This window comes from Pseudomonas syringae pv. tagetis, assembly GCF_022557255.1.
Lineage (GTDB): Bacteria > Pseudomonadota > Gammaproteobacteria > Pseudomonadales > Pseudomonadaceae > Aquipseudomonas > Aquipseudomonas caricapapayae.
Genome location: NZ_CP092923.1, coordinates 136,751 through 158,209, shown reverse-complemented (window position 1 = coordinate 158,209; position 21,459 = coordinate 136,751). Strand labels below are relative to the sequence as shown.

Annotated in this window: 15 protein-coding genes and 2 pseudogenes; 13 read left to right on the top strand and 4 right to left on the bottom strand. The window is 58.4% G+C overall.

Annotated elements, in window-relative coordinates; all coding sequences use genetic code 11:
• From spoT to MME58_RS00690, 3 genes are read left to right on the top strand one after another with little or no spacing between them, the layout of a single operon-like run.
• A complete protein-coding gene (gene spoT / locus MME58_RS00700) occupies positions 1 to 2,106 on the top strand; it encodes a bifunctional GTP diphosphokinase/guanosine-3',5'-bis pyrophosphate 3'-pyrophosphohydrolase (RefSeq protein WP_054984681.1) in 2,106 nt (701 codons plus the stop codon).
• A 25-nt stretch (positions 2,107 to 2,131) separates the two neighbouring features.
• Entirely contained in the window at positions 2,132 to 2,512 is a 381-nt protein-coding gene (locus tag MME58_RS00695) for a RidA family protein (protein WP_055005626.1), read from the top strand.
• A gap of 55 nt (positions 2,513 to 2,567) precedes the next feature.
• Positions 2,568 to 3,305, top strand: coding sequence for a hypothetical protein (locus MME58_RS00690; RefSeq protein WP_055005627.1), 738 nt, complete (start codon positions 2,568 to 2,570; stop codon positions 3,303 to 3,305).
• Between the two features lie 50 nt (positions 3,306 to 3,355).
• On the opposite strand, the gene MME58_RS00685 is transcribed toward MME58_RS00690, so the two are convergent.
• Positions 3,356 to 4,204 (bottom strand): SDR family oxidoreductase, encoded by an 849-nt coding sequence (locus tag MME58_RS00685; RefSeq protein WP_055005628.1) that lies wholly within the window; start codon positions 4,202 to 4,204, stop codon positions 3,356 to 3,358.
• A gap of 274 nt (positions 4,205 to 4,478) precedes the next feature.
• On the opposite strand from MME58_RS00685, the pseudogene MME58_RS00680 reads away from it, so the two are divergent.
• The 7 genes and pseudogenes from MME58_RS00680 (at position 4,479) to MME58_RS00650 (ending at position 12,084) form a co-directional block, all read left to right on the top strand.
• Positions 4,479 to 4,919, top strand: a pseudogene (locus MME58_RS00680) (hypothetical protein).
• A 467-nt stretch (positions 4,920 to 5,386) separates the two neighbouring features.
• Entirely contained in the window at positions 5,387 to 6,325 is a 939-nt protein-coding gene (gene exbB, locus MME58_RS00675; protein WP_055005629.1) for a tonB-system energizer ExbB, read from the top strand.
• Positions 6,326 to 6,328: 3 nt separating this feature from the next.
• Positions 6,329 to 6,754, top strand: coding sequence for a TonB system transport protein ExbD (gene exbD / locus MME58_RS00670; protein ID WP_010438030.1), 426 nt, complete (start codon positions 6,329 to 6,331; stop codon positions 6,752 to 6,754).
• The gene (locus MME58_RS00665; RefSeq protein WP_055005630.1) at positions 6,751 to 7,497 is read left to right on the top strand and encodes an energy transducer TonB; all 747 of its coding nucleotides are present in this window, start codon (positions 6,751 to 6,753) and stop codon (positions 7,495 to 7,497) included. Before exbD ends, MME58_RS00665 begins: the two co-directional genes overlap by 4 nt.
• A gap of 92 nt (positions 7,498 to 7,589) precedes the next feature.
• Entirely contained in the window at positions 7,590 to 8,513 is a 924-nt protein-coding gene (locus MME58_RS00660) for a hydrogen peroxide-inducible genes activator (RefSeq protein WP_032614425.1), read from the top strand.
• Between the two features lie 11 nt (positions 8,514 to 8,524).
• On the top strand, positions 8,525 to 10,600 hold the full coding sequence (recG, locus tag MME58_RS00655; RefSeq protein ID WP_054984676.1) for an ATP-dependent DNA helicase RecG: 2,076 nt from the start codon (positions 8,525 to 8,527) through the stop codon (positions 10,598 to 10,600).
• An 86-nt stretch (positions 10,601 to 10,686) separates the two neighbouring features.
• Positions 10,687 to 12,084, top strand: coding sequence for an aminoacyl-tRNA deacylase and HDOD domain-containing protein (locus MME58_RS00650; protein ID WP_054984675.1), 1,398 nt, complete (start codon positions 10,687 to 10,689; stop codon positions 12,082 to 12,084).
• 42 nt (positions 12,085 to 12,126) lie between these two features.
• Here MME58_RS00650 and MME58_RS00645 read toward each other — a convergent pair whose 3' ends face one another.
• Complete coding sequence (locus tag MME58_RS00645; protein WP_054984674.1) at positions 12,127 to 12,528, bottom strand: GFA family protein; 402 nt, start codon at positions 12,526 to 12,528, stop codon at positions 12,127 to 12,129.
• Positions 12,529 to 12,825: 297 nt separating this feature from the next.
• Here MME58_RS00645 and MME58_RS00640 point away from each other — a divergent pair, with 297 nt between their 5' ends.
• The gene (locus MME58_RS00640) at positions 12,826 to 14,133 is read left to right on the top strand and encodes a CitMHS family transporter (RefSeq protein WP_054984673.1); all 1,308 of its coding nucleotides are present in this window, start codon (positions 12,826 to 12,828) and stop codon (positions 14,131 to 14,133) included.
• A gap of 190 nt (positions 14,134 to 14,323) precedes the next feature.
• Here the strand turns inward: MME58_RS00640 and MME58_RS00635 are convergent, their stop codons facing one another.
• Both MME58_RS00635 and MME58_RS00630 read right to left on the bottom strand, forming a co-directional pair.
• Entirely contained in the window at positions 14,324 to 15,187 is an 864-nt protein-coding gene (locus MME58_RS00635; protein ID WP_055005631.1) for a type III secretion system major pilin HrpA, read from the bottom strand.
• A 176-nt stretch (positions 15,188 to 15,363) separates the two neighbouring features.
• Positions 15,364 to 16,857 (bottom strand): YifB family Mg chelatase-like AAA ATPase, encoded by a 1,494-nt coding sequence (locus MME58_RS00630; RefSeq protein WP_055005632.1) that lies wholly within the window; start codon positions 16,855 to 16,857, stop codon positions 15,364 to 15,366.
• A gap of 406 nt (positions 16,858 to 17,263) precedes the next feature.
• Between MME58_RS00630 and MME58_RS00625 the strand changes: the two are divergent.
• Together MME58_RS00625 and MME58_RS00620 are read left to right on the top strand one after the other, a co-directional pair.
• Positions 17,264 to 20,650: pseudogene (locus MME58_RS00625) on the top strand (toxin VasX).
• A gap of 3 nt (positions 20,651 to 20,653) precedes the next feature.
• Positions 20,654 to 21,397: a permease gene (locus tag MME58_RS00620; protein WP_082427066.1), complete on the top strand. Its 744-nt coding sequence runs from the start codon at positions 20,654 to 20,656 to the stop codon at positions 21,395 to 21,397.
• Positions 21,398 to 21,459: the final 62 nt, after the last annotated feature.

Here is a 21,459-nt window from a genome sequence, read left to right as displayed (position 1 = left end):
TTGCCGAGCATAGACGCCCTCGCCGACAGACTGTCGACCTACCTCGGCAAGGACCAGGTCAATCTGGTCCGCCGAGCGTATTTCTACGCCGAACAGGCCCACGACGGCCAACGCCGTCGTAGCGGCGAAGCCTACGTCACGCATCCTCTTGCAGTGGCGAACATCCTTGCAGACATGCACATGGACCATCAGAGCCTGATGGCTGCGATGCTGCATGACGTTATCGAAGACACCGGGATTGCCAAGGAAGCGCTCAGCGCGCAGTTTGGCGAAACCGTCGCGGAACTGGTCGACGGGGTCAGCAAACTGACCCAGATGAATTTCGAGACCAAGGCCGAAGCCCAGGCGGAAAACTTCCAGAAAATGGCCATGGCCATGGCCCGCGACATCCGCGTGATACTGGTCAAGCTCGCCGATCGCCTGCACAACATGCGCACACTGGAAGTACTGTCGGGCGAAAAGCGTCGGCGTATCGCCAAGGAAACCCTCGAAATCTATGCGCCTATCGCCAATCGGCTGGGCATGCACAGTGTGCGCATCGAGTTCGAGGACCTGGGTTTCAAGGCGATGTACCCGATGCGCTCCTCGCGAATCAACCAGGCGGTCAAACGCGCCAGGGGCAATCGCAAGGAACTGGTCAACAAGATCGAAGAATCCCTGAGTCATTGCCTGGCCGTTGACGGTATAGAAGGCGACGTCAGCGGACGGCAGAAGCATCTGTATGGCATCTACAAGAAGATGCGCGGCAAACGTCGCGCCTTCAACGAGATCATGGACGTCTACGCTTTCCGGATCATTGTCGACAAGGTCGATACCTGCTATCGCGTACTCGGTGCTGTACATAATCTGTACAAACCGCTGCCTGGCCGTTTCAAGGATTACATCGCAATCCCCAAGGCCAACGGCTATCAGTCCTTGCATACCACCTTGTTTGGTATGCATGGCGTGCCAATCGAAATCCAGATTCGCACCCGCGAAATGGAAGAGATGGCCAATAACGGGATCGCTGCGCACTGGCTGTACAAATCCAGTGACGATGAGCAGCCCAAGGGCACTCACGCCCGTGCGCGGCAGTGGGTCAAGGGCGTGCTCGAGATGCAGCAGCGTGCCGGCAACTCGCTGGAGTTCATTGAAAGCGTCAAGATCGACCTGTTCCCGGACGAGGTTTACGTTTTCACCCCGAAAGGGCGGATCATGGAGCTGCCCAAAGGCTCAACGGCGGTGGATTTCGCTTATGCGGTACACACTGACGTTGGCAACAGCTGCATCGCCTGTCGTATCAACCGTCGCCTGGCACCATTGTCCGAACCATTGCAAAGCGGCTCGACCGTTGAGATTGTCAGCGCTCCCGGCGCACGTCCGAACCCGGCCTGGCTGAACTTTGTCGTCACCGGCAAGGCACGCACGCATATTCGTCACGCCCTCAAGCTGCAACGCCGTTCCGAATCGATCAATCTGGGCGAGCGCCTGCTGAACAAGGTGCTCAACGGCTTCGAATGCAGCCTCGACAAGATCACTCAGGAACGCATCCAGCTGGTATTGAACGAGTACCGGGTCGATGTGCTGGAAGACTTGCTTGAGGACATCGGGCTGGGCAATCGCATGGCCTATGTCGTGGCCCGCCGCCTGCTTGGCGAAGGCGATCAGTTACCGAGCCCTGAAGGTCCGCTGGCGATTCGTGGTACAGAAGGCCTGGTCCTCAGCTATGCCAAATGCTGTACGCCGATCCCGGGCGACCCGATTGTCGGCCACTTATCCGCAGGCAAGGGCATGGTTGTGCACCTGGATAACTGCCGCAATATCAGCGAAATTCGTCATAACCCGGAAAAATGCATCCAGCTGTCCTGGGCCAAGGATGTGACTGGCGAATTCAATGTCGAATTGCGTGTCGAACTCGAGCATCAGCGCGGCCTGATCGCGCTGCTGGCCAGCAGCGTCAACGCGGCCGACGGCAATATCGAAAAAATCAGCATGGACGAACGCGATGGTCGCATCAGCGTGGTCCAACTGGTGGTCAGCGTGCACGACCGCGTGCACCTGGCTCGCGTGATCAAGAAACTGCGCGCCCTGACCGGTGTCACACGCATCACCCGGATGCGCGCGTAGGCCATCCAATCATCAGGAGTTCTTCATGACCAAGACTGTCATCACCAGCGATAAAGCCCCTGCGGCCATTGGCCCCTATTCCCAGGCCATCAAAGCTGGCGATACCGTCTACATGTCCGGACAGATCCCGCTGGACCCCGGCACCATGGAACTGGTCGAAGGCATCGAAGCCCAGATCACTCAGGTCTTCGAAAACCTGAAGTCGGTTGCCGAAGCGGCTGGCGGATCCTTCAAGGACATCGTCAAACTGAACATCTTTCTGACCGACCTGGGCCACTTCGCCAAGGTCAACGAGATCATGGGCACCTATTTCACCCAGCCGTATCCAGCTCGCGCGGCCATCGGCGTTGCGGCATTGCCGCGTGGCGCCCAGGTAGAAATGGACGCGATTCTCGTCATCGAATAAATCCCCCGACGGAGCGTGCCTTGCGCTCCGTTCTCCCTGAAGGAAGGAATCCGTTATGCGCTCCGCGCTCGCCATCTCGCTGCTCGCCGTCATCCTGGGCGGCTGCGCCAGCCACGCCGACCGCAATCCGGACGGCACCTGGATCAATCAGACCGCCATCGATGCGGCCGTCAAACAAGGCAACCTGCGTCAGGCTTTGCTCGCCAACGGCCCTAACCTGGAATGGAAAATCAACTCCAAAGCCAACCAGGCCATTTACTCCAATGGTTTCGAGCTCGGCGAAGGCAAGATTGTCAGTGCCGCCGAAGGCAAGTTGCACATCGATTTCTACGGCAACTTCTTCGAAGACCTGAGCGTCAAGGGTGATGAACTGGTTCAAGCGGCCAGCGAGTCAGGTCCTGAACAGCACTTCCAGAAGCCCGAAAATCCGGCACCGGAAGGCGCTCAGCCAGGCACCAGTTTCGAGAAGGCCTTGTATGGCACCTATATGGGCGGCAAATGGACGGTCGTGGAAGGCGACGGCCAGGGCAGCACCGTGCAGTTCATGCCTGATGGCAGCGTGCAAGGGCTCCCGGAAAACGATCGCTACGCACTGTGCCTGGCAGGTGACTGTGCAGCCATGAGCGGCGAGTACGACAGTATGTGGCTGGAGAAAGCCGAGAAGGGCAACCCGTGGATCTTTGCTCGCAAAGGCAAGCAGCTGGAGATATTTCAGGCTGTGAACAATGCCGGTGCGGACCAGATGCCCGAACTGCGTCCAGGCCCACGCCGCTGGTTGCTTGAGCAGCAGTAGGCAATGCCCGCGTCAGGAGCGTTCTTGCAACGCTCCTGACAGCAAACGCTCTATCCTAGCAATGCCGCATAGCCGGCCCGGTAATCCGGGTACACAGGCGCCCATCCCAAGGCCCGCGCTCTGGCGTTGCTGCAACGCTTGCTGCCCACGCGCTGTACGCTGACATCCTCCGACCATTCGGTCACCCCCAGATATTCGCGTATCCAGGTCACCACATCGGCCAGTGCGGCCGGATCGTCATCGACGCCCAGATAACAACTCTCCAGCGCCACGCCGCGCTGATCCGCCTGCAGCAGATGCTCCAGCAAGCTGGCGGCATCATCGGCATGGATGCGATTGGCGTAGACCGGCGGATCCATCCTGACACTGTGCCCCTGACGTACACGGTTCGACAGGTCACTGCGTCCGGGTCCGTAAATGCCGGTCAGCCTCACGGCTGTGGCAGGCAGTCCGCTGTTCAGGGCGACCTGCTCGGCTTCCAGCATCACCGTACCGGTGTAGTTGGTGGGCTCGGTGACGGAGTGTTCATCGACCCATTCCCCGCTCTGTTGACCGTAAACACCGCTGCTTGAAACGAAGATCAACCGCTTCGGACGCTGCCCGGTCTGCTCCAGCCAGCTCAACACATTACGCAGCCCCTCGACATAGGCCATCCGGTAGCCCGTTTCGTCACGCTGCGAGGGGGTTGCGCAATACACCACGTAGTCCAGTGCCGCGGCAGGCCATTGGGCGGGCTTTTGGGCCTCGAACAGATCGCCCTGCACACCGCGAACTCCGGCAGGAAGTTCGGAAACAGTGCGCCGCAGCCCGTGAACCACCCAACCATGAGGCAGCAGCCGGGTAGCGAGTCGAGCACCGATATCGCCACAACCGGCAATCAGAAGTGAAGGAGCAGTCATTCGATATCTCCAAAGAAGGGGGGTGTCAGTATCGTAAAAAACGCTCATCGAGACGCGACACTCGAAACAAAGCTGTAAACAGATGTAAGCGTCCAGCGCCGCGCCCTTATGCGATCACGCTGGTGACTCGTCGTTCCCAAACCTGGGGTTCGAGCATTTTCGGACGACCCCGTGTTAAGCGCAAATCACGCGGCTACAATGCGCGCCTTCAACAGGATTGGCGAAGATTCACATGCGATGGAAAGACATAAAAATAGGAGATCGGACATTCTTCATGGCGCACCTTCAACCTTTTGATCTGGCGTTTGACGTTGCGCAGTAGCAGGTCACCGTCAAGTTCGAGTTCGGGTTGCACTGCTTTACAAATGACAAGGGCAATGGCCACCTCATCCATTACAAAGGGGAGCGCCGTTACTTTTGCAGCGAGCGCTACGATTGCAGCACCCAGTTGGTGGAGTACATCCAGAAACGCTTTTTTCAGGGACTGGCCGTTCCGTTTTATACGGAAAACAGCCAACGGTATTTTTGCCTCGACCTGCATGACTATGCGATTTTTTTCTCGATCAGCAAGCCACTCGGCACCACGAACCTTCTGAAGCTTCGCGTTATCTCAGCGTATGAAGTCGCTACGTGGAGTCGGCCTACCCTGCCGAAAGGGAAGCCTCATAACGTTCGCTACATCCTTGAGATGCGGAACGCCGGAAGGCCCATATGACGGATAGCAAAAAGCCCCGTTGCCGAAGCAACGGGGCTTTTTGTAAATCTCGATATCGGCCTGTCCTTTTGCAGTTACCTGCTTATCCCGCTCACTGGCTGGGAGTGACGTGAGTCACCGAAATCGACACCCCTTGCTGCCAAGGTTCCGGTCTGTGTCGACAGCGCAATGTTAACGCTCGCATCGAATTTGATCAACCGATGCTTTGCAGCTTCCCCAGGCCTCTCCTCGTAGCCGAAGGCCATTCGTGAGCGCAGCGTGCTTTATCCGCAGAGAGGGCAGCTCCAGCAGCGTAAAAACACTCATCGACAGGCAAGCATTCGACCGAATATGTAAAAAAGATACTGTATTACTTTTGTTAACAAGAACGATTTGCAATAATGGCAGCCCATTTGTTCCCTGTGAGCGTAGAAAGCACCACGCGACGCACTGGAACCACCCCTATTTTCCTCTCAGGTCCGGCCAGCATGACACGCATTCAATCAATCGCTTCGCCTACCAAGATGCCCCGCCTGCCTCGTGCATGGCGCGGTATCGCAGCCCTTGTCTTGAGCCTGATGTTCGTTCCCATGGCGCTTGCAGATCAAGCGGCTCCGACTGCGGCACCTGCAACGTCCACTGCGCCTGTTGCGCCTGACACAGCAGCACCGGTGCAGGCAATCGAGCCCGTAGCCGAAGATAACAGCCTGGGCATGTCTCACGACCTGTCGCCATGGGGCATGTATCAGAACGCCGACGTCGTCGTCAAAGCGGTCATGATCGGTCTGGCCATCGCTTCGATCATTACGTGGACCATCTGGATCTCCAAGGGTTTCGAACTGCTCGGTGCCAAGCGCCGGTTGCGCGGTGAAATCGTCAATCTGAAGAAAGCCCGCTCCCTCACCGAAGCCAGCGCGACCGCCAGCAAGGAAGGCACACTTGCCCACCTGCTGGTACATGATGCTCTCGAAGAGATGCGCCTCTCGGCCAACAGCCGTGAACGTGAAGGGATCAAGGAACGCGTCAGCTTCCGCCTCGAGCGTCTGGTCGCCGCCTGTGGCCGCAACATGAGCATGGGCACCGGCGTGCTGGCGACCATCGGGTCCACCGCGCCGTTCGTGGGCCTGTTCGGCACTGTGTGGGGCATCATGAACAGCTTCATCGGCATCGCCAAGACTCAGACCACCAACCTCGCTGTCGTGGCACCCGGTATTGCCGAAGCGTTGCTGGCAACGGCACTGGGTCTGGTCGCCGCGATTCCTGCGGTCGTGATCTACAACGTGTTCGCCCGCTCCATCGCCGGTTACAAGGCTCAGGTTTCCGATGCCTCTGCACATGTTCTGCTGCTGGTCAGCCGTGATCTGGATCACCTGCCAGAGCCGACCGAGCGCAATCAACAACAACCGCACATGGTCAAGGTGGGCTAACACGTGGGCCTGCATCTTAACGAAGGCGGCGACGATCTCGCCGAGAATCATGAAATCAACGTGACGCCGTTCATCGACGTCATGCTGGTGCTGCTGATCATCTTCATGGTCGCGGCACCGCTGGCAACTGTAGACATCAAGGTCGACCTGCCAGCGTCCACGGCAACGCCACAGCCCAGGCCCGAGAAGCCGATCTTCCTCAGCGTCAAGACCGACAAGAGCCTGTATCTGGGCGAAGAGAAGGTTGCTCGCGAGCAGATCGGCCAGGTGCTGGACGCGCGGACCAAAGGCAAAAAAGACACCACGATCTTCTTCCAGGCCGACAAAGGCGTGGATTACGGCGATCTCATGGACGTCATGAACACGCTTCGGGGCGCGGGTTACCTGAAGGTCGGTCTGGTAGGTCTTGAGACGGCTGGTAAGAAATGATCAGTACGCGCCAAAAACTGACGCGCTATAGCGGTAGTCTGTTGTTGGTGCTGGCCGTGCACGCTATCGCAATCATCGTCGCCGTTCGCTGGCCCGCCTCCCAGGCGATCGAGCTGCCACCCGCAGCCATGATGGTCGAACTTGCGCCGCTGCCCGAGCCTGCACCGCCGCCACCGCCCAAGGTCGTTCAGCCGCCTCCACCGCCCGCCCCTGAAGAGCAGGTGCCCGTACCGGAAGTCGCGCAAGCGCCGAAGCCGGAAATCGTGGTGCCCAAAAAGGTTGAAAAGCCCAAGCCAAAACCGCAGCCGCCAAAGCCGCAGAAGAAGCCTGATCCGCCGCAGGAAAAGCCGGTTGACGAAAAACCGGTCGATACGCCGCCGACAACGGCACAACCGGAAAAAGCGGCCGCTCCAAAACCTGCTCCGGCGCCTTCGCCGCCCAGTAATGCATTGCCAAGCTGGCAGGGTGATCTGTTGAGTCACCTGGGCAAGTACAAGAAGTATCCCGAGGATGCGCGTCGTCGCGGTATGCAGGGTGTTGCGCGGCTGCGCTTCGTGGTGGACGCTGACGGCAATGTGCTTTCCTACTCGATTGCCAACACGTCGGGTAGCCCTTCGCTGGATAGAGCGACCATGGAAATGATCCGTCGCGCTCAACCGCTGCCCAAACCACCCAAGGAGATTCTCAATAACGGCACCATTGAAATCCTTGCACCGTTCGTTTATTCGCTGGATAAACGCTGAATTGTACTTTTGTTACTTGTGAGTGCTTCTGATAACGTGCGTCTATCGATCGCACCCGCTATGCTGGGGTCGCAACTTCATGGACGCACGTTATGACTCTTACAGAATTGCGCTACATCGTTACGCTCGCCCAGGAGCAGCACTTTGGCCACGCAGCGGAACGCTGCCATGTCAGCCAGCCAACGCTGTCGGTGGGTGTCAAAAAACTCGAAGACGAACTCGGTGTGCTCATTTTCGAGCGCAGCAAGAGCGCCGTGCGCCTCACACCGGTTGGTGAAGGCATCGTTGCTCAGGCGCAGAAAGTGCTGGAACAGGCTCAGGGTATTCGTGAGCTGGCCCAGGCAGGCAAGAATCAGCTGACCGCTCCGCTGAAAGTCGGTGCTATTTATACCGTCGGTCCTTACCTGTTCCCTCATCTGATTCCGCAACTGCACCGGGTCGCTCCGCAGATGCCGTTATATATCGAAGAAAACTTCACCCATGTGCTGCGCGACAAGCTGCGTAACGGTGAGCTGGATGCCGTTATCATTGCCTTGCCGTTCAACGAGGCCGACGTGCTGACCCTGCCGCTTTACGACGAGCCGTTCTCTGTCCTGATGCCGGCCGACCATCCCTGGACTCAAAAAGAGACCATCGATGCCTCGGCGCTCAACGACAAGAGCCTGCTGTTACTGGGCGAAGGCCATTGCTTCCGCGATCAGGTCCTGGAAGCCTGCCCGACACTGGGCAAAGGCAACGAAGGTTCCAAGCACACGACGGTAGAATCCAGTTCGCTGGAAACCATTCGACACATGGTCGCCTCCGGGCTGGGCATTTCGATCCTGCCGCTGTCGGCCGTCGACAGCCACCATTACGCGCCCGGAGTGATCGAAGTCCGCCCGCTGACGCCGCCTGTGCCCTTCCGCACGGTCGCCATCGCCTGGCGAGCAAGCTTCCCGAGACCGAAAGCCATCGAGATTCTCGCTGACTCTGCACGCCTGTGCTCGGTGGCACGCCCGAAAACAGTCGCGAGCTAGGCAGAAAAGAAATGAGCGAGCTTTCCAGGGTCTCGGTCACGGCGCTCAAGGGTGTCGGTGAGGCGATGGCAGAAAAGCTGGCCAGGGTCGGTCTGGAAACCCTGCAGGACGTGCTGTTTCATCTGCCGTTGCGCTATCAAGACCGGACCCGCGTCGTACCGATTGGAGCCTTGCGCCCTGGCCAGGATGCCGTCATCGAAGGCGTGGTCAGCGGCGCCGACGTGGTAATGGGCAAACGTCGCAGCCTGCTGGTCAGGCTTGGCGATGGCACGGGTGTCGTCAGCCTGCGCTTTTACCACTTCAGCAATGCCCAGAAAGAAAGCATGAAGCGTGGCACGCATCTGCGCTGCTTCGGTGAAGCACGTCCCGGCGCTTCCGGTCTGGAAATCTATCATCCGGAATACCGGGCGATCACCGGTGATGAGCCCGCGCCCGTCGAACAGACCCTCACACCGATCTACCCCACGACCGAAGGCCTGACCCAGCAACGTCTTCGCCAGCTGTGTCAGCAAAGCCTGGCGATGCTTGGCCCCAAGAGCCTGCCGGACTGGCTGCCTGACGAGCTCGCCCGTGATTATCAACTGGCTCCGCTGGATGATGCGATCCGTTATCTGCATCACCCGCCCGCCGATGCCGATGTGGAGGAGCTGGCCCTCGGTCATCACTGGGCGCAGCATCGACTGGCCTTCGAAGAACTGCTGACCCACCAGCTTTCCCAGCAGCGTCTGCGTGAAAGCCTGCGCTCACAGCGTGCACCGGCGTTACCGGTGGCGAAAAAACTGCCGAAACAATTTCTTGCCAACCTCGGCTTCACGCCTACTGGGGCACAGCAGCGTGTCGGCAAGGAGGTGGCATATGACCTGAGCCAGCCTGAGCCGATGCTGCGGCTGATCCAGGGCGACGTGGGCTCGGGCAAGACCGTGGTTGCGGCGCTGGCTGCCTTGCAAGCACTGGAAGCCGGCTACCAGGTGGCGCTGATGGCTCCTACCGAGATTCTCGCCGAGCAGCATTACATCAATTTCCAGCGCTGGCTTGAGCCTCTGGGCGTGGGTGTAGCGTGGCTGGCAGGCAAACTCAAAGGCAAGGCGCGCGCGACGTCTCTGGAACAGATCGCCAGTGGCACCCCGATGGTGGTGGGCACCCATGCGCTGTTTCAGGACGAAGTGCAGTTCAGGAATCTGGCACTGGTCATCATCGACGAGCAGCACCGGTTCGGCGTTCAGCAGCGCCTGGCGCTGCGCAAGAAGGGTGTCGGTGGCCTGATGTGTCCGCATCAATTGATCATGACCGCCACACCGATCCCACGCACGCTGGCAATGAGCGCCTACGCCGACCTGGACACGTCGATCCTCGACGAACTGCCGCCCGGACGTACGCCGGTCAATACCGTACTGGTGGCCGACAGCCGCCGCCTGGAAGTCGTCGAGCGCGTGCGTGCCGCCTGCGCCGAGGGTCGTCAGGCGTACTGGGTGTGCACACTGATCGAAGAATCCGAAGAGCTGACCTGCAAAGCCGCTGAAACCACCTACGAAGAACTGAGCAGTGCCTTGGGTGACGTTCGCGTCGGGCTGATACACGGGCGCATGAAACCTGCAGAAAAAGCCGCGATCATGGCCGAATTCAAACAGGGTGCGCTGCAACTGCTGGTGGCCACCACGGTGATCGAGGTCGGTGTCGACGTACCTAACTCGAGCCTGATGATCATCGAAAACCCCGAGCGCCTTGGCCTGGCTCAGCTGCATCAATTGCGCGGACGTGTCGGGCGCGGCAGCGCGGTCAGTCACTGTGTGCTGCTCTATCACCCGCCTCTTTCACAGATCGGACGCCAGCGGCTGGGCATCATGCGCGAAACCAACGACGGCTTCGTCATCGCCGAAAAGGATCTCGAACTGCGTGGCCCCGGTGAAATGCTGGGAACCCGACAAACGGGCCTGCTGCAATTCAAGGTTGCCGACCTGATGCGCGACGCGGATCTGCTACCCGCCGTACGCGACGCGGCGCAGGCCCTGCTGGAGCGCTGGCCGCAACATGTCAGCCCGTTGCTCGACAGATGGCTGCGTCATGGCCAGCAGTATGGCCAGGTGTGATGCAGGCTACGCTTTGGACACCGCGTGCGACCGAAAACGAATAACGTGGTTATACTTCAAAAAATGTAGGAATTTGGACATAGCTCATGACAGAAGTTGCCCACGTCAATGATCCGCACCATGCGCCGTCGGTAATCCGGCAGTTGCTTGAAAAATTGGCTATCAGCTACAACGAAGTCATGGACGGAAAAAGCCTCCAACCAGCGTGCAAGGTTCAGGCGGTGCTGGTCGAGGACGCTGTCGGTGCGCTGCTTATCCTTTTCCCGCAGAGCCAGTTGCTTGACCTCAGCCGAATCACCGAGCTGACCGGACGCCAACTGACCGCTGTGCCGCATGACCGTTTGCAGCGCATGCTTACCAAGCACAATCTGCGCGAGCTGCCGGGAATTCCGGCGCTGACCAGCTCACCGTGTCTTTACGACGAACGCCTGCTTCAGGAGCCGACGCTACTGGTAGGATCGGGCGAGCCCGGGGTGTTGCTGGAAATCAGCAGCGACGATTTCAAGGGCATGCTGAGCAAGGCCAGTGCGGCGCACTTCGGGCAGTCGGTGGCGGCAATCCGTCCAAACCTCGATCGTCCTGATGACGATCCGGCGGAAATCACCCAGGCCATGCATGCCTTTACTGCGCGTCGTATCCAGCAGCGCCTGGAAGCGACCCTTGAGATACCACCGCTGGCTGGCACTGCACAGAAAATCATCAAGCTGCGGGTCGACCCCGATGCGACCATCGATGACATTACCGGGGTCGTCGAAACCGACCCTGCACTGGCGGCACAGGTCGTCAGTTGGGCGGCTTCGCCCTATTACGCTTCGACCGGCAAAATCCGCTCGGTCGAAGATGCAATCGTTCGGGTACTGGGTTTTGATCTGGTGATCAACCTGGCCTTGGGCCTCGCGTTGGGCAAAACCCTGAGTCTGCCTAAGGATCAGCCACAAAAGACCACACCCTACTGGCAGCAGTCGATCTACACAGCCGCCGTTATCGAAGGCCTTACCCGCGCCATCCCGCGTGCCAGCCGACCAGAAGCTGGCCTGAGCTACCTTGCCGGTCTACTGCACAACTTCGGCTATCTGCTGCTGGCGCATGTATTTCCGCCGCACTTCACCCTGATTTGCCGCCAGTTGGAGGTCAATCCGCACCTGCACCACAGCTTTATCGAACAGCACCTGCTGGGCATTAGTCGCGAACAGATCGGCGCCTGGCTGATGCGCTATTGGGACATGCCCGACGAACTCGCCACTGCGCTGCGTTTTCAGCACGACCCGCACTACAAGGGCGAGCATCACGTCTACGCCAATCTGGTCTATCTGGCAGTACGCCTGTTGCGGGTCAACGGTATCGGTGCCGGACCTGAACAGGAGATCCCGGACGAATTGTTCGAACGCCTGGGCCTGAGCCGCGAAAAAGCCAACGAATCGGTGAAAAAAGTGCTGGAAGCCGAAGTGCTGCTGCGCGAACTGGCTTCGCAGTTCAGCAAGTAATCTGCGGCGAGCGCCGACGGCTCTTACGTCGGCGCTGACACCTCACTCAGGCTCGCCCTCGTCCCCCGGCAGATGCTCATCCAGATGCAACCAGGGAAGCCTGTTTTCTATCCAGATATGTCTGGATGGGGTGGCCAACCCGGGTTGATCGAGCGTTGCAATGGTGACATCCATCTCTTCAGGGCTGTTTCGGGTGAATAACGCCATGTGAGCACCGCAATTGCCGCAGAAATAGCGAACGCAGGTTGATGCGGAATCGTAGGCAGAGGGGTCGCCTGACAGCCACTTGAACGAGCCCAGCGGCACACTTATCCAGGTTACGACCGTTGCGCCCGACGTGCGTCGACAGATGGAACAGTGACAGTGAGCGATGCCCTTCAGCGGAGCATCGAACTGATAACGAACCGCGCCGCAATGGCAGCCGCCTGTGTGTATCTCGCTCATCGGTGCCTCTCCCGTTCATGCGCCACAATCCTTGTGACAATAAAAATTCCACAACGGCCGATTGAAAGGTCGGTGAAAGCTTGGGCCATTAGCATCGTCTCACTTCCGGCAAAAAGACCGGCTAGCCAGGAACGGACTCCAACGTGTTTCAGGCCCAATTAACAACAATAATGGTGATTCCGATGCTTGCTGACTTCTCGTTCCATACCCTCCTTGCGCCTCCACTCCACGTACCGATCTGCTGAGCTGACTCGTTCATTTCACGTTCTGTAGCCGTATTACGTCTGGAGTATTCCCATGCTGACTTTCCTTGGCTTTGCCATGGTTATTGCGTTCATGTACCTGATCATGAGCAAGCGCCTGACTGCGCTGATCGCCTTGATCCTGGTCCCGATCATCTTCGCCCTGTTCGGCGGCTTCGCGTCGCAGATCGGCCCGATGATGCTGGCGGGTATCACCAAGCTGGCGCCGACCGGCGTCATGCTGATGTTTGCCATTCTGTATTTTGCGCTGATGATCGACTCCGGCCTGTTCGACCCGGCCGTGCGCAAGATCCTGAAAATGGTCAAGGGCGACCCGATGCGCATTTCGGTCGGCACCGCCGTGCTGGCGCTGGTGGTGTCCCTCGACGGTGACGGCGCGACCACCTACATGATCTGCGTTGCCGCCATGCTGCCTCTGTACAGCCGCGTCGGCATGAGCCCGCGCATCATGGCCGGCCTGATCATTCTGGCCGGTGGTGTGATGAACATGACCCCGTGGGGTGGCCCGACCGCTCGTGCGGCCAGCGCCCTGCATGTCGACGCATCGGATATCTTCGTACCGATGATCCCGGCAATGCTGGCAGGTGTGGTTGCGATCCTGGCAATTGCCTACTTCTACGGCAAACGCGAACGCGCTCGCCTGGGTGAACTGCACCTCAAGGGTGATGAAGTCGATCACAGTGAAATCAGCGTCTCGCAATTCCCTGACGCACGTCGTCCAAAGCTGATCTGGTTCAACGGCGCGCTGACCTTCGCACTGATGGTTGCCCTGATCATGGGCCTGCTGCCGCTGCCGGTACTGTTCATGATCGCGTTCAGTATCGCGATGATCATCAACTACCCGAACCTGCAGGACCAGAAGGACCGAGTATCGGCGCACGCCGGGAGCGTGCTGGCGGTGGTCGGCCTGATCTTCGCCGCAGGTATCTTCACCGGCATCCTGTCAGGCACCGGCATGGTCGACGCGATGTCGAAAAGCCTGCTGGCAGTGATCCCTGATGCGCTCGGCCCGTACCTTGCCGTAATCACCGCGCTGGTAAGCATGCCGTTCACCTTCTTCATGTCCAACGACGCGTTCTATTACGGCGTACTGCCAGTGCTGTCCGAAGCCGCTGCCCACTACGGCATCAGCCCGGTGGAAATGGCCCGTGCCTCTATCGTCGGACAACCGGTCCACCTGCTCAGCCCGCTGGTGCCTTCGACTTACCTGCTGGTTGCCCTGGCTGGTATCGAGTTCGGCGACCACCAGCGCTTCACCCTGAAATGGGCGATTCTGGTGTGCATGTGCATTCTGGTTGCCGCGCTGCTGATGGGGATCTTCCCGTTCTATAGCAGCATGTAAACCTCGCAACGACATACAAAAGCTCGCCGTCGACTTGATCGTTGACGGCGAGTTTTTGCGTTTGGGGTGTTATTACACGGAGGCCGATACTGCAATGCCTCGGCCAGATGGCCAGGGGAGATCGCGCTCGCTTGCTCCGGATCCGCCAGGCTGCACATTACTTTCAGCGGCCTGTATCGCCGATGTCAGCTCACTGGTAGTTGATGCCCTTGGCGTTCTTTTCAGTGGCGCTGATCTTCTTGTCGATGGAGTCCTCACGGCCAGACTGGATAGCCTCGAGTACGTCCAGGAGCTGTTTGCGTGCGGCTTCCCGTGCTTGCAGAGCGGCTCTGGTCTTGAAAAGCGCTTCGGCGCGTTGCATTCCTTTTTGCTGCTCTCGCATCCTGTTTATGCTTTCGGCAACGCGTTGAGCCGTCTCTTTTTGCCTGGTCGAATCAGGATTGGGTGTCTGATGATCGCCATAGGCTTTAGCCGCTGTTGGCTTTGTTTGCTTTGCATTGATCCTTGCCCTGTTCCTGTCTTCCCGGCCAGGGCGTCTCGGAATAGATTTGTCCACACGAGGGCTATGGCGTTGTGCTTGATTCAGCTCGATGCCCAGCAGACTCAGCACCGAGCCTGCGGGTGGCCGCTGAGGCAATGATGACGAAGCAGAACCGGCTTGCGCGTCTGGCTCAGAGGGGCGCGAAGTGGTCGCGACCGCGTCAGGTGTCGGCTCCCAAGGATTGAGCTTGCCGGTGCTGTCCTGCATATGGACCCTGACAAGGTTCAGATCGTGATTATGGTCAGGCTCAAACCCCAACACAGGATGAAGCGTCGAGCGGCGGTCTGAGAGGGCTGGGACACCGAACATGTTGCTGCCCAAGGACGCCAGCTCGAACAGTTTCCCTTTCTCGATACTGGCACTGATGTGGTCGCTGATGGCGCTACGCACTTTACTCAACCACTTGATTGAAGCGGCATTGATCATACGCGTGGAGTTGGGAATGGAAATTTTGTCTGTGACCTCGGCAGCCGAGCCCTTGCTCGCGGCTGATGTGAGCGCCGTGATGTTCATTGAGTAATCTCCCTTTATCGCTGCTGAGTGGCGATTCGCGGTATTGAGTTCCTCACCCTGGTTACCCTTCTGCCACGGATATGACGCTCGACGGTGAGCGCACCTGGCATGAGGTCGGGTTTCTCGCTGATATAAGGCTCGCCGTCACCTTGATCGTTTTTACATCTGGAGGGCGTTCAGTTACTTGAAGGCCGATACTGCAGAGCCTCAGCCAGATGACTGCGGCTGATCGCATCCACCTGTTCCAGATCCGCCAGCGTCCGTGCCACTTTCAGCAGTCGATGCGCCGAACGTAACGAGAGGGTCAGACGCTCGCAGGCCGTCTCCAGCCAGCGCTCATCGATACTGGACAGCGCGCAGTGTTCGCGCAGCGCCGGCAGGTCGAGAAAGGCATTGGCGCAGCCCTGACGGCGTTGCTGACGCTCTCTGGCCTGCGCAACCACCGCTGCCGCGCTTGCGGTGTTTTCACTGGTGGTCGGATCGGGGTTGAGGGCAGTGGCTTCGCGGGCGACGGTCAGGTGCAGATCAATCCGGTCCAGCAGCGGACCGGACAGCTTGTTGCGATAGCGCTGCACCTGCTCGGTGGAACAACGGCAGCGCCCGGTGGGCTCACCGAGATATCCACAGGGGCAAGGGTTCATCGCCGCCACCAACTGGAAGCGTGCCGGAAAACGCACGCGATCCCGCGCCCGGGAAATCACAATATGCCCCGACTCCAGCGGTTCACGTAGAACCTCCAGCACGCGACGATCAAACTCCGGCAGCTCATCAAGGAATAGAACGCCATGATGAGCCAAGGTGATTTCGCCAGGTTGCGGACGACTGCCGCCGCCCACCAACGCAGGTCCGGACGCCGAGTGATGCGGTTGTCGAAACGGCCGCTGCGGCCAACTGGTCAGCGGCACCTGACTGGCGACCGACTGAATCGCCGCCACCTCCAGCGCTTCATGCTCGTCCAGCGGCGGCAACAAACCCGGCAGGCGGCTGGCGAGCAGCGTCTTGCCGGTGCCGGGCGGCCCGCTGAACAACAGGTTATGCGCCCCGGCAGCGGCAATCACCAGCGCACGCTTTGCGGCGGTCTGGCCCTGCACCTCACTGAGGTCCGGATAAGGCTTGGGCTGATGCAGCAGACCGCTGGACTGATACGGCGCAATCACCGTGCGCCCGTTGAAATGCGCGACCAGCTCGAGCAAGTGATTCACCGCGATCACCCGCAACCCCGATGCCAAACAAGCTTCCTCTGCGTTCACCGCCGGAATGATCAGCGTCCGCTCCGCCGCACGCGCCGCCAGCGCAGCAGGCAGCACACCCTGAATCGGCCGAATCGCTCCCGACAACGCCAGCTCGCCCAAGCACTCAACATCCTGCAACGCAACCAGCGGCACCTGCCCGCTGGCGGCCAGCAAACCCAGCGCAATCGCCAGATCGAACCGCCCGCCATCCTTGGGCAAATCAGCCGGTGCAAGGTTGAGCGTGATCCGCCGCGCCGGAAAATCCAGCCCGGAATTGAGAATGGCACTGCGCACCCGATCCTTGCTCTCCTTGACCGCCCCTTCCGGCAATCCCACCAGCGTCAGGGCCGGCAGGCCGTTTGCCAGATGCGCTTCAACAGTAACCGCCGGGGCCTCCACCCCGACCTGGGCACGACTATGAACGATGGCCAGCGACATGGATCATTCCTTGATATGAGCGATGGGCGGGTATCGTGCTTTATTTGCGGGGTGGGTGGTGAGGGGGGAATGGATACAGGGTGTGAGTGGCCAACGGGCCTTAATTGCACTCCGTCATTGCCAACATGCAAATTGGTGGATGTGCACACTCTTGCGCACAGAGCGCCTGCATCAAGCGGGCGATGGCTTCACTTCAACGGTTGTAGCCCGCATGAACGAGTTCGCACATATGAGCAAAGAACTGCGCACTATTTCGCATGTATTACCTGAAAATCGAGCCATCTTTCGATCTTGAATCTCTATCTATCTGTTTTTATTAGATAAAAACATTATCGGCATACATCTTGGAATGCACTTCTGCATACCGCGGGCGAGACGGCCCGCTTCTGCGCAGAGAACGCCCCGCATGACCAATAAACACGGCACACACCGGCAACGACGTGCTGCACTGTTCCCCAAGACACCCGCCACGGCCACCAGCCTGTGCCCCTTCAGAGGCCCTAATGTCGCCATCGTACCGGTGCGCTACGCGCTGGATCGCTCCCGTTACGATGCCGCGCCCGATACGCTGAAACCGCTGCTCAAGGCCAGCAAATGGACGCTGATGCCGAGCCTGAAAACACGCAGCTATACCCTTCGCCAACTGTACGATGGCTATGTCTATGTGTTCGACGAAACGGCCGGGACCTTTCATGAGTACGTTTCGTCAGCCGCCAATGGCCATCTGAGCCGCATCGTCTGGACAGACGCGCAGATCGGCAGCGACCGGCGAAGCGGTGCCGACGATGGCAAACCCTTCCTGTTCTATCCGCGAAACAACCGGCTTCACATCGCTTTTTCGCCGCAGCAATGGACGTGGCGCATCTGCGAACACCTGCGCTCGAACCCTGCAAGCCGTGCGTCGTGGATGAAGTCCCTGGACCTGAAGCGCTACTGCACGACCATGGCCGAGCCGGATACCTTGCCGTTGAACCGTATCGCCGAAGCGGTGGCGGACATCGACAAGGAGTATGTGGTCGATGATGACCGGTTTGCAGACTCGGCGATTCCTGCATCGCAGGCCTCCAGCGAAAAAACCAGCCGCTGTTTTCGCCAATCGGCGCTGACGTCTTCTGGCAAGGCAGCGTCGACGATCAGGACAGTTCCTGCTCATTGCTTTGGATGACCCGCTGGCAATTTTCGACGATCTGGGCATGCAGCTGGCGGCCGATCAGGCCGCTTACCGCAACTGGCAAGCCGAGCACGAACACAAGGTACAGATCGCCCAGGCCGTCACCACGCTATGTGGCGCAGAGAGCGAACCGGAGAAACTGCCTGCATCGGTGCGCGGCAATGCGGCGCTCACCCAGCAGTATCTGGGCGAGCTCGAAGCTTACTTCGAGCAGTGCATCCTTGAGCAAGCGCAGATCAACAGCAGTAACGTTCCCGGCGATTTTCTGCTGATGCCGGACATGTTCAAGAGCCTGGACATGCGCAGATCGATTGAAATGCGTTACGGCAGCGCGCCTCCGACGAGGCCCTGCAAGCCTGGAAAGATCGCCACAAATGGCGGCGCGAGGTCGATCTGAGCGGTGCGCGTCAGTATCTGCAACAGCACCTGCCAGCCGGAGACGCATTGCTGCAGCAGGTGCGTGACACGCAAAGCGATTTTCAGCGTTGGGCAACCCATATCGGTACAGACCCGCTCAAGCTGTTTGTCGATACCACTCACCCTGAAAGCCTGCTGTACCTGCAAACGGTCATGCTCAACCTGCAGATCATCTACGCTCAGGACAAAGCCGCCAGCGCCTGGCTCGCCGAGCAGGAAGCCAACGCCACTACGCTGTTCGGCAACTTGCGCTACGGCTTCTCACCCGCGCTCAAACACGCGCTGCACCAGGAGGCCAACGCGCTGCTGAACGGCCTCGGCGACGTCACCAACCTGGCCACCCGCATCGGCGAACTTAACGGCGCACTCAATCACCAAGGTTTTGCCGACAAGCCGTGGATGAAGGCGCTGAAGCAGCCCGTTCAGGACACCTTCAAAGCCCTCGGCCAACTGGCCAGCGGCGCAGGCAAGGCGACGCTCGAAAGTGTCCTGCTGGCCTGGGTGCCCATCGACAGCCGCCTGACGATGGGCAAGCAGCAGAACACCGTTGCACTGATTCGCACCCTGTTGATCGGTCAGATCCTGCTCGACTCGAAGGCGCGTATTGCGATCGATCAAAAAATGCTCGCGAAACTGAAAACCTGGATCAGTGAGTGGCAGGTACTCAACAAACAGATCAGCGCAACCCGTCGCAGCTGGCTCTACCCAACCGCTTACAACCCCCGCAAAAGCATCGCCAAGCACCTGCGCGCCCTCGAGAACAAACTTCGCCTCCACGAACTGAGCATGCCCGCCCTGCTCGACTTTCAGAACAACCAATACGCCAAGCAGTTGCAGGACGAGATTCGCCTGCACTTCCAGTCCGGCAAAGCCATCGCCAAAGACTGGCTGAGCACCGCCAGGCGCTGGCTCGACGGACTGGGAGGGATTGCCGGCTCGATCACCTGGGGCGTGATCATGCTCAACTTCATCAACACCGCCTTCACCTATCGCGACCTGACTCGGGACGGAGACTTCAGCGCCAAGGACATCGGCAAGGTTGCGTATGGATTGGGGTATAGCTTCAATCTGTTGATGGCGGTGTTTGTTGAAGCGCCTTGGAGCGTGATCAGGGATGCAACGCCGGTACTGATTGATGGCAAGAATGTGGGGATTCTGGACAGGTCCAGTGCGTACTGGAGAGCCAAGGGCAATACCGTGTGGGGTGACGCGATACGTGGGTTCAGGGTTTCGATGGTGGCGATGGGGGCATTTGGGGTAGCGGCGTCAATGTTGGAGCTATTGGACATTCAGGATGATCTTAGCAGAGTCAAGACCTCTGAAGAGATGATAGCGATGCAGTTAAAATTTGCGTCAGTGCTCATGATGGGAGCGGGCAGTGCCATTCAACTTATCGCAGGAATTTCCCAATCGATTACCCTCACTGCCGTCGCGATGAGCCCATGGTTTAGTGTAACTTTACTGCTTATTGGTAGCGCGTATCTATTCGCGACGATGGCTCTGAATTACTTCAAGCAGGACAGTATAGGTTGGTGGCTACGAAGATGTTGCTGGTCCAGATCAATTGAGTACCGATATTCAACAGACGTAGGAGGCCAGCACGAAGAAAAGTTGGCCCTTCTTATCATTCAGCTAAGTCCTCAGGTCCATGTAAAAATCACCACGCGTCTTGAGAGTCGTTATCTAGGCAAAGGGGACTATTACAGCACGGCGGTGCAAGACGGTGCGGGCGTGCAGCTTCTTCTGCCGAGCGCGCTACGCGCGCAATCGATACACTTCAATATCAGCAGTAGCAGGCGCCCATGGGGAGTACTTCCTGTGGAAAAAATAGATTCTCCGATACATTCGATAAATGAGTCATTTCTGGAGCGAGGGCAGTTCAGGCAGACTCAACATTTTGGAGCACTTGGCAACCAAGCAGCCTCCAAAGCTCACGAGGATTTCACATTTCCACTCATGCCCCCTGAAAATGAAGACCTCATATGGGAAACCTGGGTTCCTCTTGAGCCAGAAGCCATCTACCTGGAACTGCAGATAGGGTACCCCGAGAGCCTTGTTAAAGCCGACCTACAAGACATCGGCTATTTCTATCAACTTGAGCTCAGTCGCGAGGGCGATACCAAGGTCGACGGCTTGATCACTGCTGAACTTGAAATAAAAGCGCTCAACCGCAGTACTGCTTTGACTCTCGAAATAGCGGACTAAGCTATGACATCTACTTCGAAATACCCGATCGCTACAAAAAAACTCAAAAGCATCACCCACGATTCAGACGCGTTTGGACTAGCCAAAAAATATCCAAGCAGTGAGGACAGGCTGAGCTGGTCCATAAAAACCATAGCAAGGCCTCCCAAAGAAATATTTTTTGCTGGGTTGGCAGTGATTTCAATCTATGCGGCGATGCTGAGCTTTGGCCTGTGGGCAGGATGGAGTTTTTATTCAAAAGATCCGTTGCAAGCGATCTATATCGCAGCGAGTGCAGGCGGCGGATCAGTTTATTTTATTGTCTTGGGCGTTCGCCAAAAAACCATCTACAACTACACCATCACCACCAACCACGCCCTCGTAGAGTACTACCTTCACTACCCCGACTTCGCCTCTTCCTTTTTCAAAGGCATCGCCATTGCCGTGATCATGCTGTTCGTATTCGTAGCCATACTCACCGGATCACTGCTCTTCCTGATCGGCCCGGCAGCCATGGCCTGTATCGCAGCCATCAAACTATTGAATTGGGAGAACCCCATCCACCACGAACAAAGCCTGCCATGGGACGAGTACAACTTTGTCACCGTCGACCGCAAGCGCCTCATGATCATCACCCACCGCACTGATGTCACGCTTGGCTTTGAGGCGAGGTTTCAGAATGAGGTGCTGTTCAATAAATACCTGCACTTCCTTCACTCCGTACTTCCATCCACTGCCGAATTCACCGAAAAAACCTGGAAGTGGTAGCCGCCCTTGCCACCAACAGATCTCAGCCGAACCCGGCAGATCGGCTGACATACCCGTCTGAC

What these genes read in the sequence shown, in the direction of transcription:
- MME58_RS00630 (WP_055005632.1), bottom strand. Translation starts at nt 16,857, where the DNA reads ATGTCGCTGGCCATCGTTCATAGTCGTGCCCAGGTCGGGGTGGAGGCC.
- MME58_RS00685 (WP_055005628.1), bottom strand. Translation starts at nt 4,204, where the DNA reads ATGACTGCTCCTTCACTTCTGATTGCCGGTTGTGGCGATATCGGTGCT.
- MME58_RS00690 (WP_055005627.1), top strand. Translation starts at nt 2,568, where the DNA reads ATGCGCTCCGCGCTCGCCATCTCGCTGCTCGCCGTCATCCTGGGCGGC.
- MME58_RS00620 (WP_082427066.1), top strand. Translation starts at nt 20,654, where the DNA reads ATGACATCTACTTCGAAATACCCGATCGCTACAAAAAAACTCAAAAGC.
- MME58_RS00695 (WP_055005626.1), top strand. Translation starts at nt 2,132, where the DNA reads ATGACCAAGACTGTCATCACCAGCGATAAAGCCCCTGCGGCCATTGGC.
- MME58_RS00650 (WP_054984675.1), top strand. Translation starts at nt 10,687, where the DNA reads ATGACAGAAGTTGCCCACGTCAATGATCCGCACCATGCGCCGTCGGTA.
- MME58_RS00635 (WP_055005631.1), bottom strand. Translation starts at nt 15,187, where the DNA reads ATGAACATCACGGCGCTCACATCAGCCGCGAGCAAGGGCTCGGCTGCC.
- recG (WP_054984676.1), top strand. Translation starts at nt 8,525, where the DNA reads ATGAGCGAGCTTTCCAGGGTCTCGGTCACGGCGCTCAAGGGTGTCGGT.
- exbB (WP_055005629.1), top strand. Translation starts at nt 5,387, where the DNA reads ATGACACGCATTCAATCAATCGCTTCGCCTACCAAGATGCCCCGCCTG.
- MME58_RS00640 (WP_054984673.1), top strand. Translation starts at nt 12,826, where the DNA reads ATGCTGACTTTCCTTGGCTTTGCCATGGTTATTGCGTTCATGTACCTG.
- MME58_RS00665 (WP_055005630.1), top strand. Translation starts at nt 6,751, where the DNA reads ATGATCAGTACGCGCCAAAAACTGACGCGCTATAGCGGTAGTCTGTTG.
- MME58_RS00645 (WP_054984674.1), bottom strand. Translation starts at nt 12,528, where the DNA reads ATGAGCGAGATACACACAGGCGGCTGCCATTGCGGCGCGGTTCGTTAT.
- MME58_RS00660 (WP_032614425.1), top strand. Translation starts at nt 7,590, where the DNA reads ATGACTCTTACAGAATTGCGCTACATCGTTACGCTCGCCCAGGAGCAG.